Annotated in this window: 14 protein-coding genes; 3 read left to right on the forward strand and 11 right to left on the reverse strand. The window is 63.6% G+C overall.

Translation table 11 applies throughout. The features are described 5' to 3' along the window. Positions 1-63: 63 nt before the first annotated feature. The 11 genes from BMF89_RS04995 to BMF89_RS05045 all read right to left on the reverse strand — a co-directional run bounded on the left by BMF89_RS04995 (position 64) and on the right by BMF89_RS05045 (position 12,234). Complete coding sequence (locus tag BMF89_RS04995) at positions 64-1,374, reverse strand: thymidine phosphorylase (RefSeq protein ID WP_078105976.1); 1,311 nt, start codon at positions 1,372-1,374, stop codon at positions 64-66. Further along, positions 1,371-1,775, reverse strand: coding sequence for a cytidine deaminase (locus tag BMF89_RS05000; RefSeq protein WP_078105977.1), 405 nt, complete (start codon positions 1,773-1,775; stop codon positions 1,371-1,373). Before BMF89_RS05000 ends, BMF89_RS04995 begins: the two co-directional genes overlap by 4 nt. A gap of 2 nt (positions 1,776-1,777) precedes the next feature. Next, on the reverse strand, positions 1,778-3,289 hold the full coding sequence (locus tag BMF89_RS05005) for an ABC transporter permease (RefSeq protein WP_078105978.1): 1,512 nt from the start codon (positions 3,287-3,289) through the stop codon (positions 1,778-1,780). After that, the gene (locus tag BMF89_RS05010) at positions 3,286-4,548 is read right to left on the reverse strand and encodes an ABC transporter permease (RefSeq protein WP_139359548.1); all 1,263 of its coding nucleotides are present in this window, start codon (positions 4,546-4,548) and stop codon (positions 3,286-3,288) included. The genes BMF89_RS05005 and BMF89_RS05010 overlap by 4 nt, the downstream gene beginning before the upstream one ends. A gap of 103 nt (positions 4,549-4,651) precedes the next feature. Further along, the gene (locus tag BMF89_RS05015) at positions 4,652-6,202 is read right to left on the reverse strand and encodes an ABC transporter ATP-binding protein (protein ID WP_078105980.1); all 1,551 of its coding nucleotides are present in this window, start codon (positions 6,200-6,202) and stop codon (positions 4,652-4,654) included. A gap of 163 nt (positions 6,203-6,365) precedes the next feature. Continuing rightward, on the reverse strand, positions 6,366-7,472 hold the full coding sequence (locus tag BMF89_RS05020; protein ID WP_171983400.1) for a BMP family ABC transporter substrate-binding protein: 1,107 nt from the start codon (positions 7,470-7,472) through the stop codon (positions 6,366-6,368). A gap of 234 nt (positions 7,473-7,706) precedes the next feature. Continuing rightward, positions 7,707-8,738, reverse strand: a complete 1,032-nt coding sequence (locus BMF89_RS05025) for an NADP-dependent oxidoreductase (RefSeq protein WP_078105982.1) — start codon at positions 8,736-8,738, stop codon at positions 7,707-7,709. Further along, positions 8,735-9,166: an organic hydroperoxide resistance protein gene (locus BMF89_RS05030; protein ID WP_078105983.1), complete on the reverse strand. Its 432-nt coding sequence runs from the start codon at positions 9,164-9,166 to the stop codon at positions 8,735-8,737. The genes BMF89_RS05025 and BMF89_RS05030 overlap by 4 nt, the downstream gene beginning before the upstream one ends. 32 nt (positions 9,167-9,198) lie before the next feature. Further along, positions 9,199-9,633, reverse strand: coding sequence for a MarR family transcriptional regulator (locus BMF89_RS05035; protein WP_078105984.1), 435 nt, complete (start codon positions 9,631-9,633; stop codon positions 9,199-9,201). A gap of 191 nt (positions 9,634-9,824) precedes the next feature. Next, a complete protein-coding gene (locus tag BMF89_RS05040) occupies positions 9,825-11,024 on the reverse strand; it encodes an amidohydrolase (RefSeq protein ID WP_078105985.1) in 1,200 nt (399 codons plus the stop codon). 76 nt (positions 11,025-11,100) lie between these two features. Then, entirely contained in the window at positions 11,101-12,234 is a 1,134-nt protein-coding gene (locus BMF89_RS05045) for a mannose-1-phosphate guanylyltransferase (protein WP_078105986.1), read from the reverse strand. A gap of 238 nt (positions 12,235-12,472) precedes the next feature. Between BMF89_RS05045 and sdhC the strand changes: the two genes are divergently transcribed. The 3 genes from sdhC to sdhA all read left to right on the forward strand — a co-directional run bounded on the left by sdhC (position 12,473) and on the right by sdhA (position 15,230). Next, on the forward strand, positions 12,473-12,853 hold the full coding sequence (gene sdhC, locus BMF89_RS05050; RefSeq protein ID WP_078105987.1) for a succinate dehydrogenase, cytochrome b556 subunit: 381 nt from the start codon (positions 12,473-12,475) through the stop codon (positions 12,851-12,853). A 3-nt stretch (positions 12,854-12,856) separates the two neighbouring features. Continuing rightward, on the forward strand, positions 12,857-13,336 hold the full coding sequence (locus tag BMF89_RS05055) for a succinate dehydrogenase hydrophobic membrane anchor subunit (protein WP_078105988.1): 480 nt from the start codon (positions 12,857-12,859) through the stop codon (positions 13,334-13,336). 94 nt (positions 13,337-13,430) lie between these two features. Beyond that, positions 13,431-15,230: a succinate dehydrogenase flavoprotein subunit gene (gene sdhA, locus BMF89_RS05060; protein ID WP_078105989.1), complete on the forward strand. Its 1,800-nt coding sequence runs from the start codon at positions 13,431-13,433 to the stop codon at positions 15,228-15,230.

A 15,230-nucleotide genomic window follows, 5' to 3' on the forward strand; every position in this document is an offset into this window, starting at 1 on the left:
TTCCCAACGAATGGCCGCGGGGATTGTCTCCCGGGCATCCGAAAATGCCCGGGAGAACAGCAGCTAGGAGATCCGGTCGATGATGAGCCGTTGCGCCGGCCGTGAGCCTTCCGGCGCGATGAGCACGGCACCTTCCAGGGCTTCCTTGGCCCTGTCGAACTTTTCCGGAGTGTCGGTCAGGAGGGTCATGAGTGGCTCCCCTGCGCGGACCAAGGCACCCGGTTTGGCGTGCATCCGTACCCCCGCACCGGCCTGGACGACGTCTTCCTTCCGCGCACGACCGGCGCCGAGGCGCCACGCGGCCACGCCCACGGACAACGCATCGAGCTCCACCAGGACTCCGTCTGCCGGAGCCGCGATGACCTCGGATTCCTTCGCAACGGGCAGGGCTGCGCGCGGATCGCCGCCCTGGGCTTCAATCATCCGGTTCCAGACGTCCATAGCGCGGCCGTCCTTCAGGGCGGCCGCGGGGTCGGCATCGTGCACTCCGGCGCAGGCGAGCATTTCTTCGGCGAGCCTGACGGTCAGTTCGACGACGTCTTCCGGACCGCCGCCCGCAAGCACCTCCACCGATTCCTCCACCTCGATGGCGTTGCCCGCAGTCAAGCCCAGCGGGGTGCCCATGTTGGTCAGGAGGGCGACGGTGTTGACGCCCGCGTCCTTGCCCAGGGCCACCATGGTTTCGGCCAGCTCGCGGGCACGGGCTTCGTCCTTCATGAACGCCCCGGACCCGACCTTCACATCGAGCACGAGGGAGCCCGTGCCTTCGGCGATCTTCTTGCTCATGATGGACGACGCAATCAAGGGAATGGCTTCCACTGTGCCCGTCACGTCGCGCAAGGCGTAGAGCTTCTTGTCCGCCGGAGCCAAGCCCGTGCCGGCGGCGCAGATGACCGCACCCACGTCCTGCAGCTGGGCAAGGATTTCCTCGTTGCTCAGGTTCGCCCGCCACCCGGGAATGGCTTCGAGCTTGTCAAGCGTGCCGCCCGTGTGGCCCAGTCCCCTGCCGGAAAGCTGGGGAACGGCCACCCCGAAGACTGCGACCAACGGCGCCAGCGGAAGCGTGATCTTGTCCCCGACACCCCCGGTGGAGTGTTTGTCGGTGGTGGCCTTTACGCCGCCGTCGGGACGCCGAAGGCTGGAGAAGTCCATCCGCTCGCCCGAGGCGATCATGGCCTCGGTCCAGCGGGAGATCTCGGCACGATCCATCCCGTTGAGCAGGATGGCCATGTTCAGGGCCGCCATCTGCTCGTCGGCGATGACGCCGCGGGTGTAGGCATCGATGGTCCAGTCAATTTGCTCCGGGCTCAGGGTGCCCTTGTCCCGTTTGATGCTGATGATCTGGACGGCATCAAACGCTTCTGTCTGTGTCACAGCTTCTCCTCCAGGTTGTCGGGACCGAATGCATCCGGCAGCACTTGGTCCATGGTCTTGATGCCCTGCGTGGTCATGAGTTGCATGCCGGGTGCCCGGAACTCATAGAGCAATTGCCTGCAACGGCCACACGGCATGAGGACATTGCCCTTCGCGTCGACGCAATAGAACGCCCGCAACCTGCCGCCGCCACCCATGTGGAGGTCTCCCACGAGGGCACACTCGGCGCACAGGGTGAGTCCGTAGCTGGCGTTCTCCACGTTGCAGCCACTCACGATCCGTCCGTCCTCGGTGAGGGCAGCGGCCCCCACCGGGAACTTCGAATAGGGAGCGTACGCCTTCCCCATGGCAGCGACCGCGGCGGCCTCGAGGACCGCCCAGTCCACTTCGGTATCCGCCACGGTCAGCCCTTGACGTACGGTATGCCGCTTGCCGCCGGCGGTCGGGACCTGCCCACCAATCCAGCGACGGCGAAGACCGTGAGGGCGTAAGGCAGCATGGCCATGAACTGGCTCGGCACGGGCGATCCGATGATGGTGATGACGCTCTGGAGGTTGTCCGCGAAGCCGAACAGCAACGCGGCCAAGAAGGCGCCGATCGGGTTCCAGCGCCCGAAGATCAGCGCCGCCAGGGCGATGTACCCGCGGCCACCCGACATGTCCTTGCTGAAGGCATCCACGGACACGAGCGTGAAGAACGAGCCGCCAATACCCGCGATCGCACCACCCATGAGCACGTTCCAGAAACGGGTCCGGTTGACGTTGATGCCCACGGTGTCGGCCGCCTGCGGGTGCTCCCCGACGGCCCTCACGCGCAGTCCCCACTTGGTGTGGAAGAGGCCGAGGTAAACCACGATCACGGCGATGTACATCAAATAGCCCACGAGGGACTGGTGGAACAGGATGGGGCCGATGATGGGGATATCGGACAGGAACGGAATGTCCACGGGAGGCAAACGCCCCGGCTTGTTGAGCCCATCCGGGTCAGCCGTCAGCAGCGTGGAAAAGAGGAAGCTCGTCAGGCCACTGATGAGGACGTTGAGCACGACGCCGACGATGATCTGGTTGACGAGGTACTTGATGCTGACCACGGCCAGGACCAAGGAAACAAGCGCCCCGGCTACGGCAGCCGCGACCAGCCCGGCGTAGACATTGTGCGTCACCGTGGCAATAACGGCCGCGGAAAACGCTCCCAGCAGGAGCTGCCCTTCAATGGCGATGTTGACCACGCCGACGCGTTCGCACAGGACGCCGGACAGGGATCCGAAGACCAGCGGCACGGCCAGGGTGACGGATCCTGCGATCAGTCCGGCGAGCGAGATGGACGGCTCATCGCCGTTTCCGCCAGCCACGATCCAGACCATGAACCCGATGAGGAACACTGCGGCAAACGTACCGCCTACCCAGCGGGGGGTGGCCTTCTTCGCCTGTGTCAGGTACACCGTGTAGCCGGCCAGGCCCAGGAGAATCACCGAGGCGATCCAGCCGATGGCCGCGGAAGGAAGCGTGATCTTGGAAACCTTCGCCACTCCCAGCGCGGCGAGTCCAAGGACCACCACGGCGGCGACGGTGGATGGCGGCAACCAACCCGGAACTGAAGCCGAGCCCGAGGCGCGGCCTGAACGACGGCGGGCGAACCACATATATCCGAGGCCGACCGAAAGCAGCAGCGCCAGGATGAACGTGACCAACGCGGCAACACTGGAGGCTGCTTCATTGGCCGCCTCGGCAATGCCGAAGCCCGCCGACTTCGAATCGGTCATGAACCCGAACAGCACGGTGCCCAGGATTGCGAGCAGGGACAGTCCGATTCCGGCCTTCCAGCTCACCAGCTCGGTGGCACCCGTTTTCCCCGGGCGCGCAGGGGCGTTACCGGCGGGTGTGCCACTGCCGGACTGAGTTGTTGTGGTGCTCATGCTGTTGCAGCTCCGCTCTCGATTTTTCCGGCGGGCATGGTTCCGGAGCCGGGGCCGCCAGTGGCCTTCTTCTTTTTCCGCGGGTTCAGTCCGAAGATCGCGCGCACCAGCGGCGGTGCCGCGATGAACAGGACGATCAGGGACTGGATGACCAAGACAATGTCGATGGGGGTCTGGGTCTCAGCCTGCATCGCGACACCTCCCGCACGGAAGGCGCCGAACAGGAGCCCCGCGAAGAAGGTTCCCCACGGCGTCGAACGGCCCAGCAACGCGACCGTGATGGCGTCGAATCCGATGGAAGCAGCGACGCCTCCGCTGAGGTATTTCTCCGTTCCGGATACCTGCGCAATGCCGGCCAGGCCCGCAAGCGCGCCCGCGATCGCCATCACGAGGATCACGGCGCGGGGAACGTTGATTCCGGCCGTGCGTGCCGCGCTCTGGTTGGCGCCCACGGCCCGGAATTCAAAGCCGAGCGTGGAACGCTTCAGGAGCCACCACACGAAAACCGTCGCGAGCACGGCCAGGAGGAAGCCTGCATGAAGCCTGAACTGGGGCCCGAGCAACTCCGGAAACAGTGCCGACTGGTCCAGGAAGGGCGAGATCGGGTTGGTTGAACCCTTTCGCTGGAAGGCCGGAGTTGTGAGGAGGAACAGGAGCAGGAAGTTGGCGATGTAGTTCAGCATGATGGTCACGATGACCTCATGCGCCCCGGTCCGGGCTTTGAGGAGGCCGACGACGCCGCCCCACACCGCGCCGCCGACGAATCCGGCAACGATGACGAGCAGCAAGTGAACCAGGAAAGGCAAATGCCAGGTGAATCCCACATAGGCGCCGAACAGTGCGCCAAAAATGATCTGGCCTTGCGCGCCGATGTTGAACAGTCCCGCACGGAAGGCCAAGGCCACGCCGAGTCCTGCCAGGATCAGGGGCGTTGAGACCGTCAGGGTTTCAGTGATCGGGTACAGCTGGGCTGCGATGTCGGCACCGGCCCAGTTGAAGATCGACCCCTGGACGAGTGCCACGTAGGGCCGGAAGACCTCGGTGAGCATGTCCCCCGGCTGCGCGAAGAAATAGCCCGCCGTTTCGGCCACTTTGGGGTTGGTCACGGCCATCAGGATTCCGCCGAGCACAATCGCGAGGACCACGGACAACACCGAGACCATGGCGTTTCCGGTCACGATCTGCCGGAAGACCGAACCACCGGCGGCGTGCGGGATCTGCCCGCCCTGGCTGGTGGCCGGAATGACCGACGGCGCCATGGCACCGTCTGCCGTGTCCAGCGCGAGATCCAGGACGACCTCGTCGTCCAATGTCTCCGGGCGCTCCGGCTCGACGTCGTTTTCCTGTCGAGGGGTGTTGGACTCAGACATGTGTTCCTCCCTCGAGGGTCTTGTGTGCAGTCAGTTCTGCCTCATGTTCCGGAACGCCTGCCATCATCAAGCCCAGCACATCGCGCGAGGTGCCGGCGGGAACGATCCCGACGAGCTTTCCCCGGTAGAGAACGGCGATCCGGTCAGCGAGTTCGAGTACTTCGTCGAGTTCCGTGGAAACGATCATCACGGGAGTTCCGTTGTCCCGTTCGGCGATGACCCGTTTGTGCACGAATTCGATGGAGCCGACGTCGAGGCCCCGGGTGGGTTGCGAGGCGATGAAGAGCCTCAATGGCCTGGACAGCTCCCTGGCCAGAACCACCTTTTGCTGGTTGCCGCCGGAGAGCGTGCCCACGGCGACGTCGATCGACGGCGTCCGGACATCGAACTCTTCGACCTTCTTCTCCGCGTGGGAAGCAATCAATGCCGGCTTCATGCCGATACCTTGGGCAAAAGGAGGCTTGTCGTAAAGGTCCAGGACCATGTTCTCGGAAATGGAGAACGTTCCTACCAGTCCGTCGATCTTGCGGTCCTCGGGGACAAACCCGACGCCGGCGGAAAGGACCTGCTTGACGCTCTTGCCGAGCAGTTCGACGTCGTCCAGGACGATGGACCCGGTGACGTGCGGCTGGACGCCGAGGATGGCTTCCGTGAGCTCCGTCTGGCCGTTGCCTTGGACACCGGCGATGGCCAGCACTTCACCCTTGGCGATGTCGAAACTCAGGCCGTCCACGACGTGCTGGCCATTGTGGTCGACAACGGTCAGGTCGCGGACCTTGAACGTCGCCTCGCCCGGTTGGGCAGGCTTCTTTTCCAGGGTCAGGCTGACTGCCCGGCCCACCATCGCCGAGGCGAGTTCGGTCGGGGAGGCGGAGGGGTCAGCCGAGCCCACCACTTTCCCTCGCCGGATCACCGTGATGATGTCCGAAATTTCCTTGACCTCACGCAGCTTGTGCGAAATGAAGACAATTGATTTTCCGGCGGCCTTGAGCTGCCGGATGATGTCCAGAAGCTCATCGGTTTCCTGCGGAGTGAGAACCGCGGTCGGTTCATCGAGAATCAGGACTTCGGCGTCGCGCACCAGCGCCTTGATGATCTCGACCCGTTGCTGCACGCCCACGGGCAGGTCTTCCACGAGGGCATCGGGGTCGACGTGGAATCCGTACTGCTTGGAAATCTCGGAGATCTTGCGGCGGGTTTCATCCAGGTTCAGGAAGCCGGCTGCCTTGGTGGCTTCGTTTCCCAACGCGACATTCTCGGCCACGGTGAACACCGGAATCAGCATGAAGTGCTGGTGGACCATTCCAATCCCGGCCGCCATGGCATCGCCGGGGCCCTTGAAGACCACCGGCTTGCCGTCAACCAGGATTTCGCCCTCGCTGGGGTCGTAGAGTCCGTAAAGGACATTCATCAGGGTGGATTTACCGGCACCGTTTTCGCCCAGGAGGCAGTGGACTTGGCCGGGTTCAACCACCAGATCGATGTGGTCATTGGCTACGAGGGATCCGAAGCGCTTCGTGATCCCCTTCAGTTCGAGTTTCAAAACTCCAACCCATCTATAAAGGATGGCTCCTCGTCATCACCGTGCTCCCAGCATAGTGCTCGGCCACGGGGTGTCGAAGAGCAAATTGAGGGCAACGCAGAACGCGCCGCCCTTCCGCCAAAACTCGGCTGAAGGGCAGCGCGACGCGGTTTAGCCCGGATTATTACTTGGGGCTGGACTTCGATTCGACCTTGACAGCGCCGGAGATGATGTCCTTCTTCAACTGGTCAAGATCGCTCTTCATGTCAGCCGGAACTGCGGAGTCGAGATCATGGAACGGGGCAAGCGCCACGCCTCCGTTGTCGAGCGTGCCGACATACGGGCTGGGGTCGAACTTGCCGTCCTTGTCAGACTTGATGACGGTTTCGACGGCAGTCGCCATGGTCTTCTGGACCGAGGTCAGGATGACCGACTTGTAGGCGGGCGCGGTCAGGTAGCCGTCCGAGTCGACCCAGATCAGCTTTGCGTCCGTGCCCTTTGCCTTGGCATCAAGGATCGCGCTTCCGGCGCCCGCTCCCACCGGACCGGCGACGGGAAGGATGACGTCTGCGCCCTGGTCCAGGAATCCCTGGGTAAGGACCTTGCCCTTGTCGACCTGCTTGAAGTCGCCGACGAAGGTTCCGTCCTGCTTGTCCTTGTCCCAGCCGAGCAGCTGGACGGACTTGCCCTTCTTCTGGTTGTAGTACTTCACGCCGTCGGAGAATCCGTCCATGAAGATGCTCACGGTGGGGATGTTGAGGCCACCGAACGTGGCAACCTTGCCCGTCTTGGACGTGCCGGCCGCGAGGTACCCGGCCAGGAAGGCAGCCTGGGCCGTGTCATAGACAATCGGCTTGACGTTCTTAGGGAAGGTGGGGTCCGAGTAGTCGATGATGGCGAAGTGGCTGTTCGGGTTCGCCGTCGCGATGTTCTTCGTGGCATCGCCCAGGAGGAAGCCGACCGTGACCGTCAGCTTGCAGCCTTGCTGGACCATGGAACGGAGGTTGGGGTCGTAGTCCGTGTCAGCCTTGGACTGGACGTGCTTCTCCTGGATGTTCAGGTCCTTGGCCGCAGCCTGAAGGCCTTCGTAGCCCGACTGGTTGAACGACTTGTCATCGAAGCCGCCCGAGTCGGACACCATGCATGCGGTGTAGTCCGACTTGGTGGCGCTGCCCGAGCTTGACGCAGACGGTGCGCTACCGCAGCCTGCCAGCAAAAGTGCAGCGGCGCCCGCAGTTGCGACGCCTGCAAATGAACCGCGCTTTAGGGTGGCACGCAGTGATTGCTTCAATTTTCCTCCAGGAAGAAAGTTATTGATGCTACGACAGTCGGTCAATGAGTGTCCGTTTCGAAAACTCGAGTTTGAAATTCTGTTTTCACTGATGCTTCGCAGCACTGCGCCTGGGGCGCACTGATGGCTCAACTTTAGTGGGATTGAACACACCCGGCTAACACAAAAGCCCAACAACCCGAAGATTGTTGAGCTTTTGTTACCAAGCAGTAGTGGAACTCCCAGCCAACGGTCCTACGATTTCCGCTCACCAAAGCGTACGAGCATCTTGCCCGTGTTGGCTCCGTCCAGGAGGTCGATGAAAGCCTGTGGCGCGTTTTCCAGTCCGTCAATGATCGTCTCGTCGTAGCGGACCGTCCCGTCGGCCAGCCATCCGGCCATCTTCCCGCCGAACTCCGCGGCGTGCTGGCGCTGGCCGCTGACGAGGAAGCCGCGAAGGGTCAGTTGCTTCCCGATGGCCACGGCCAGGTTCCGCGGGCCGGGCGTGGGCTCGGTGGAGTTGTACTGCGAAATGGCGCCGCACATTGCGACACGTCCACCCACAGTGAGGACTGCGAGGGCGGCCTCCAAGTGTTCGCCGCCTACGTTGTCAAAATAGACATCGATGCCCCGCTCCCCCGCGGCCTCACGAAGCTGCTCCACCACAGGACCATCGTGGTAGTCGAAGGCCGCATCGAAGCCGAGTTCCAGCAGGCGCGCCACCTTCTCCGGAGAGCCGGCGCTGCCGATCACCTTGGAGGCGCCCATCGCCTTGGCGACTTGGCCGACAATCGAACCTACCGCGCCTGCGGCACCGGAAACGAAGACGACGTCACCGGTCTTGAACTCGGCCACCTTAAGCAGCCCGGCATACGCCGTCAGGCCCGTCATGCCAAGCGCTCCGAGGAACGCCGACGTCGGCGCCAGGCCGGCCGGAACCGGCATCGCGCTTGCCGCATCCACAACGGAATATTCGCGCCAGCCGAGCTGGTGCACGACGACGTCGCCCACCTTGAGCGACCCGGAACGGGACGCGATCACCTCACCCACCGCGCCGCCGTCGAGCGCTGCGTCGAGCTGGAAGGGCGCCGAATAGGACTTCGCGTCATTCATTCGGCCGCGCATGTAGGGATCGACGGACATGAACTCGTTGCGGACCAAGACCTGGCCGTCCTGAAGCTCCGGCAGATCGGACTCGGCCAAGCGGAAGTTCGCCGTGGCCGGGCGTCCCTGCGGACGGGACGCCAGCTGGATTTCGCGGGTGCGTGTGGGAAGTGCGGCGCTCATGCGGCCACCTCCACGAGCTTGATGTCGACGGCGATGTTCCCCCGGGTCGCGTTGGAGTAGGGGCAGATCTGGTGGGCCTTGGCCACGAGCTGCTCGGCGGTTTCCCGGTCGAGGGCGGGCAGTGCGATCTCGAGTTCGGCGGCGAGTCCGTAGCCTTCACGATCTTCCAGGGCACCGAAGTGGATCTTGGCGGCGACGGCGGAATCGCTGAGATCCACGCGGGCCTTCCGTCCTACCAACCGCAGCGCAGAGTGGAAGCATGCCGCGTATCCGGCGGCGAAGAGCTGCTCGGGGTTGGTGCCCTGGCCGTTCCCGCCCAGTTCCACCGGGCTGGCGAGCGTCACGTCCAGCTTGCCGTCATTGGTGCGTGCACTGCCTTCGCGGCCTTCACCGGAGGCAAGCGCCTCCGCTATGTACAAAGTCTTCACTGTGGTTCCTTTTCCTTCGATGGGATGGATGATCAGATGGCTGACTGGAGGGCGGCGGTAAGCCGGCCCAGGGTGTCGTGAAGCTGCGCAAGCTCGGCAGCGCTCAGGCCTGCGGCGTCGGCGAGCCGTTGCGGTACCGCCCCGGCCCGTGCGCTGAGGGCCCGCCCGGCATCGCTCAAGTGGATCTCGACGCGACGCTCGTCCTCGGTTGAACGCAGGCGCTCCACGAGGCCCAGGGCTTCAAGCCTCTTGAGGAGCGGCGACAAGGTGCCCGAATCGAGTCCCAGCTCGGTACCCAGTTCGCGGACGCTTCGGGGCTCGTTCTCCCAGAGCACCAGCATCACGAGGTACTGCGGATATGTCAGTCCAAGCTCGTCCAGCACCGGGCGGTAGACGGCCGTAGCCGCCTTCGAGGCGGAATAGAGCGCGAAACAGACCTGGCGGTCGAGGCGGGGAGCTTCACTCATGGGAATAACGATAGCTCACAATTAAATTGTGCACAACTCAATTGACCCCACGACGCCCGCTCACAAACAAGCCCCACCCCGCCAACGCCCGCTCACAAACAAGCCCCGACGGCGGGATCCTCCCTCAGATGATGAACTGGTCCCCGGAAGTTGGACTGAATGGCGGCAAAGGTGAGCGGGCGTCCGCCGTTTCAGAGATCCCGGATGGTTCGCAACGCAGCGGCGGCCAGGACTTGGATCGCGAAGCCGAGGGCACGCTCGTCCACGATGAAGTCGCCGCGGTGGAGATCGTATTCTTCGCCACCGGGCGTGTGGGTTCCGAGCCGCATCATGGCACCGGGCAGGTCGGCGAGGAACCAGGCAAAGTCCTCACCGCCCATGGACTGCGGCGTCAGGACGACGGCGTGCTCGCCGAGTTCCGCACGGGCCGCGGCCTCGATGATGGCAGTCTCGTGTTCCGAGTTGACCACGGGAGGGACGCCGCGTGTGTGCTCGAGGTGTACGTCCACTCCGTACGGCGCAGCGACTTGCTGGACGACGTCGTCGAGCAGTTCCCCGGCGCTATGCCAGGCGTCGCGGTCCAGGCAGCGCATGGTGCCTGCCATATAGCCGCTGGCGGGGATGGCGTTGGGCGCGGAACCTGCCGTGATCTGGCCCCACACCACCGACACACCGCTGCGCACGTCCACGCGCCGGGACAGGACAGCCGGGACATTGACGGCGATTTGGGCCAGCGCGAAGACCAGGTCTTCAGTCAGATGCGGACGGGATGTATGGCCGCCGCGTCCGGTCAGTTCGATTTTGATGGTGTCCGAGGCGGAGGTGATGGCGCCGATGCGGGTACCGATCTTGCCGACGTTGATGCGCGGATCGCAGTGTAGTGCCAGAATCCGCGGGACACCCTGGAGCACGCCTTGCTCGATGCAGGACAACGCCCCGCCGGGCATGGTTTCCTCTGCCGGCTGGAAGATGATGCGCACGGTGCCGCCCAAGGGGGATTCCTGGTGCATGGCGTGCAGCACCAAAGCGATGCCGAGCATGCTGGTGGTGTGGACGTCATGCCCGCACGCGTGGGTGACGCCGTGGTTCTTCGATGCGAACGGAAGCCCGGTCTCTTCGATGATGGGGAGAGCGTCGATATCTCCGCGCAAGGCCGTGGCGATGGGCCCCTCGCCGACGTCGACCGTCAGCCCGGAGCCCTCCAGCCGACGGGGCTCAAGGCCTGCCGCCTCGAGCCGTTCAACCAGCTTGTCCGTGGTACGAAATTCCTTGAAGGAAAGTTCGGGGTGCGCATGCAGGTCCCGCCGGAATTCGATGAGTTCCGGCAAGAGATCATCAAGCCACGGCTTCACCACGGGGGTCGGCTCGGTTTCGGTAGTGAAATTGCGCACCTCACAACTCTAGCCATCCGCACCCTCCGAATAGCGAAAGGGGTCTCTTGGTTACGGCCGGCGCCACCGGAGTGCGCTAGAGAACGTCGGTGTCCCCGCTGGCCTTGAGCGCGTCGACCGCTCCCTTGACCCGCTGGGCATGCTCCTTCGTGGTGACAAGCAGCGCGTCCGGCGTATCAACGATCACGACGTCCTTGATGCCGATCAGCGCAATCACACGCTTCGTATCGGAAACAACCACGCCGCTGGCGTTCTCGGTGAAGACACGGGCGCCTTCACCGAGGACCGTCACCTCATCGACGTCGCCGGCATTGTTGAGACGACCGATCGCGGCGAAGTCTCCGACGTCGTCCCAGCGGAAGGTACCGGGAACGACGGCGACATCGCCCGCCGCCGCGGCGGGTTCGGCCACGGCGTAGTCAATGGCGATCTTCGGCAGTGTCGGCCAGACCCGGGCGGTCACTTCATCGCGGTCCGGGGTGTCCCAGGCATCCGCAATTTCCTGCAGTCCGGCAAACAGGACCGGCTGGTTGGCTTCGAGGTGCTTGAGCATGAGAGCAACGGGGGCGACGAACATGCCGGCGTTCCAGACATAGTCGCCGGTCTCGAGGTACTTCTTGGCAATGTCTTCGCTCGGCTTCTCGACGAATTCGACCACCGCATGCGCGTTCGGCGCATTGTCGATATTGAGCAAGTCGCCGGTACGGATATAGCCGAATCCGGTTGACGGGTGCGTCGGCTTGATGCCGATGGTGACGATTTTTCCAGCGGCGGCAGTGTGGATGGCCTCGCGGACGGTTTCCCGGAAGAGATCGTCAGGGCTGATGACGTGGTCGGCGGCGAAGGAACCCATGATGGTGTCCGGGTCACGGCGGTGCAGGATGGCGGCGGCGAGTCCGATGGCCGCCCCCGAGTCCTTTGGCTCGCTTTCGAGGACCAGCTCGTCCTCGCCCACTTCGGGAAGCTGTCGGCAAACAGCAATGCGGTGCGCCACGCCCGTTACTACCAGCACGCGGTTGCCGGCCAACGGTTCGAGGCGGTCGTACGTTGCCCGCAGCAGCGTGCTTCCCGAACCCGTGAGGTCGTGCAGGAATTTGGGCGCGGCAGCACGCGAAAGCGGCCACAGGCGCGTGCCCACTCCACCGGCCGGAATAACCGCGTGGAAGTGGCGCAATGGCGATTCGAGGCTTGCAGCGTTTTCTATACTCACCGCAACACCTTATCCGACACGCGCGCAAGTCCCACTTTGTGGTCTTCGTCTCACCCTCGCGGCGGAAAGGCCGGAATTCAGGCGAACACCCGCACTCTCGTTACAACAAGGGGCACCTAAATTGAATAAGCTGTGAGCGAAGCCTAGATTTAGGCTGAGCTACGAGTGCTCTCGCGGCTGGCGTTCCCCCCGCATGGATCCCGTGCAAGCGCCGCTGTGTTGCAGGAAGGTTTATTCAGTGCCGACAAAACCAGCTGGCACCTTGTACCGCGGCCGTGAAGGCATGTGGTCCTGGGTTGGACACCGCATTACCGGTGTTGTGATCTTTTTCTTCTTGTTGGTCCATGTGCTGGACACCTCATTGGTGCGTGTGTCCCCGGAGGCCTACACGGCCGTTATCGGCGCCTACAAGAACCCCCTCATGGCCCTGGGCGAAACGGGCCTCGTCGCAGCGATCGTATTCCACGCCTTCAATGGCCTGCGCGTGATCGCCATTGACTTCTGGAAGAAGGGCGCCAAGTACCAGCGCCAGATGCTGTGGACCGTCCTGGTCTTGTGGCTGGTCGTTTTCGGTGCCTTCGCCATCCGCCACTTGTCCCTCGCACTGGGAGGCCACTAAGCCATGAGCACTGACATTCAAAGCCCGCGCAGTGGAAAAGTGAGCGGCGGGAAGATTGCTCCGCAGTACCGTCGCGGCGCCGGTTCCAAAGGTAACTTCGAGATGTTCGCTTGGCTGTTCATGCGGCTCTCCGGCGTCGTGCTCGTGGTTCTGATCTTCGGCCACCTCTTCGTGAACCTCATGGTGGGCGAGGGCATCCACGGCATCGACTTCGGCTTCGTGGCCGGCAAGTGGGCCGACCCGTTCTGGCAGTTCTGGGACCTGGCCATGCTGTGGCTCGCCATGCTGCACGGCACCAACGGCGTCCGCACCATCATCAACGACTACGCCGAGAAAGACGCCACCCGCCTCTGGCTCAAGGTGGTCCTTTACGCGGCTACAGTCGTCATCGTGGTTCTTGGCACACTGGTGATCTTCACGTTCAACCCGTGCCCTGTCGCCAACGGCGTTCAGCTGCCGGGCGGGTTCTGCCCGGCGCCGTAGCTGCTCCGCTGCACCACCGGCTCGTCCGGCTGTGCACAACACGCGCGGAGCAGGCTCCGCCGACCATCTGACTTAGAGAGAAAGAGCATCTGGTATGCAGGTCCATAAGTACGACGTCGTTATTGTCGGTGCCGGCGGCGCCGGCATGCGCGCCGCGATCGAATCCGGTCAGCGCGCACGCACCGCAGTACTGACCAAGCTCTACCCCACCCGTTCCCACACCGGCGCGGCCCAGGGCGGCATGTGTGCAGCCCTCGCCAACGTCGAAGAGGACAACTGGGAGTGGCACACATTCGACACCATCAAGGGCGGCGACTACCTGGTTGACCAGGATGCAGCCGAAGTCATGGCGAAGGAAGCCATCGACGCCGTGCTGGACCTGGAAAAGATGGGCCTTCCGTTCAACCGCACGCCCGAAGGCCGCATTGACCAGCGCCGTTTCGGTGGCCACACCCGTGACCACGGCAAGGCTCCCGTCCGCCGCGCCTGCTACGCAGCAGACCGCACGGGCCACATGATCCTGCAGACCCTGTACCAAAACTGCGTCAAGCACAATGTTGAGTTCTACAACGAGTACTACGTCCTGGACCTGCTGACCGTCGAGGAAGACGCAGTCCGCGAAGACGGAACGCCGTACAAGCAGAAGCGTGTTGCCGGCGTCGTGTCCTACGACCTCGCCTCCGGCGAATTGCACGTCTTCCAGGCGAAGTCGGTGGTGTTCGCCTCCGGCGGCGCGGGCAAGGTCTTCAAGACCACCTCCAACGCCCACACCCTGACCGGTGACGGCATGGGAATCGCCTTCCGCCGCGGAATCCCGCTCGAGGACATGGAGTTCTTCCAGTTCCACCCGACCGGTCTCGCCGGCTTGGGCATCCTCCTCTCGGAAGCTGCCCGCGGCGAGGGCGCGATCCTTCGCAACTCGGAGGGTGAGCGCTTCATGGAACGCTACGCACCCACCATCAAGGACCTCGCGCCCCGTGACATCGTGGCCCGGTCCATGGCCAACGAAGTCCGTGAGGGACGCGGCTGTGGCCCGAACAAGGACTACGTCCTCTTGGACCTGACCCACCTGGAGCCGGCGCACATTGACGCCAAGCTTCCGGACATCACCGAGTTCGCGCGCACTTACCTCGGCGTCGAGCCCTACACGGAACCGGTTCCCGTGTTCCCGACGGCGCACTACGCTATGGGCGGCATCCCCACCAACATCACCACCGAGGTCCTGCAGGACAACGACACCATCGTGCCGGGCCTGTACGCGGCCGGCGAAGTGGCTTGCGTTTCCGTGCACGGCTCCAACCGCTTGGGGACCAACTCGCTGCTGGACATCAACGTCTTCGGCAAGCGCGCGGGCATCGCCGCAGCCGAATACGCCAAGACGGCGGACTTCGTGGAGCTCCCGGAAGACCCGGAGGCCTACACGCTGGATCTGCTGAACCACGTCCGCACGGCAGATGGTGGCGAAAGGGTTGCCGCGATCCGCAAGGAACTGCAGGACACCATGGATGCCAACATGCAGGTCTTCCGTACCGCGGATACCCTAAACCAGGTGCTCGCGGACATTGCGTCCCTCGAAGAGCGCTACCAGCGCATCAGCGTCCAGGACAAGGGAAAGCGCTTCAACCTTGACTTGCTCGAAGCAGTGGAGCTGGGCTTCCTGCTGGAACTGGCCAAGGTCATGACAGTTGCTGCCCTGCACCGCGAAGAGTCACGCGGAGGCCACTTCCGGGAGGACTTCCCGGAGCGCGACGACGAAAAATTCATGAAGCACTCCATGGCGTATAAGGATGAGCACGCCCCAGCGGACGGATCTGCGGAAGCAATCGCGGGCATCCGACTCGGCACCAAGCCTGTTGTCTTTACGCGCTACGAGCCGATGGTGAGGAAGTACTAA

It is taken from the genome of Arthrobacter sp. SRS-W-1-2016 (genome assembly GCF_002009585.1).
In the GTDB taxonomy this organism is placed as follows: domain Bacteria; phylum Actinomycetota; class Actinomycetes; order Actinomycetales; family Micrococcaceae; genus Arthrobacter; species Arthrobacter bambusae_A.

What these genes read in the sequence shown, in the direction of transcription:
- BMF89_RS05005 (WP_078105978.1), bottom strand. Translation starts at nt 3,289, where the DNA reads ATGAGCACCACAACAACTCAGTCCGGCAGTGGCACACCCGCCGGTAAC.
- BMF89_RS05010 (WP_139359548.1), bottom strand. Translation starts at nt 4,548, where the DNA reads ATGGCGCCGTCGGTCATTCCGGCCACCAGCCAGGGCGGGCAGATCCCG.
- BMF89_RS05025 (WP_078105982.1), bottom strand. Translation starts at nt 8,738, where the DNA reads ATGAGCGCCGCACTTCCCACACGCACCCGCGAAATCCAGCTGGCGTCC.
- BMF89_RS05035 (WP_078105984.1), bottom strand. Translation starts at nt 9,633, where the DNA reads ATGAGTGAAGCTCCCCGCCTCGACCGCCAGGTCTGTTTCGCGCTCTAT.
- BMF89_RS05055 (WP_078105988.1), top strand. Translation starts at nt 12,857, where the DNA reads ATGAGCACTGACATTCAAAGCCCGCGCAGTGGAAAAGTGAGCGGCGGG.
- sdhA (WP_078105989.1), top strand. Translation starts at nt 13,431, where the DNA reads ATGCAGGTCCATAAGTACGACGTCGTTATTGTCGGTGCCGGCGGCGCC.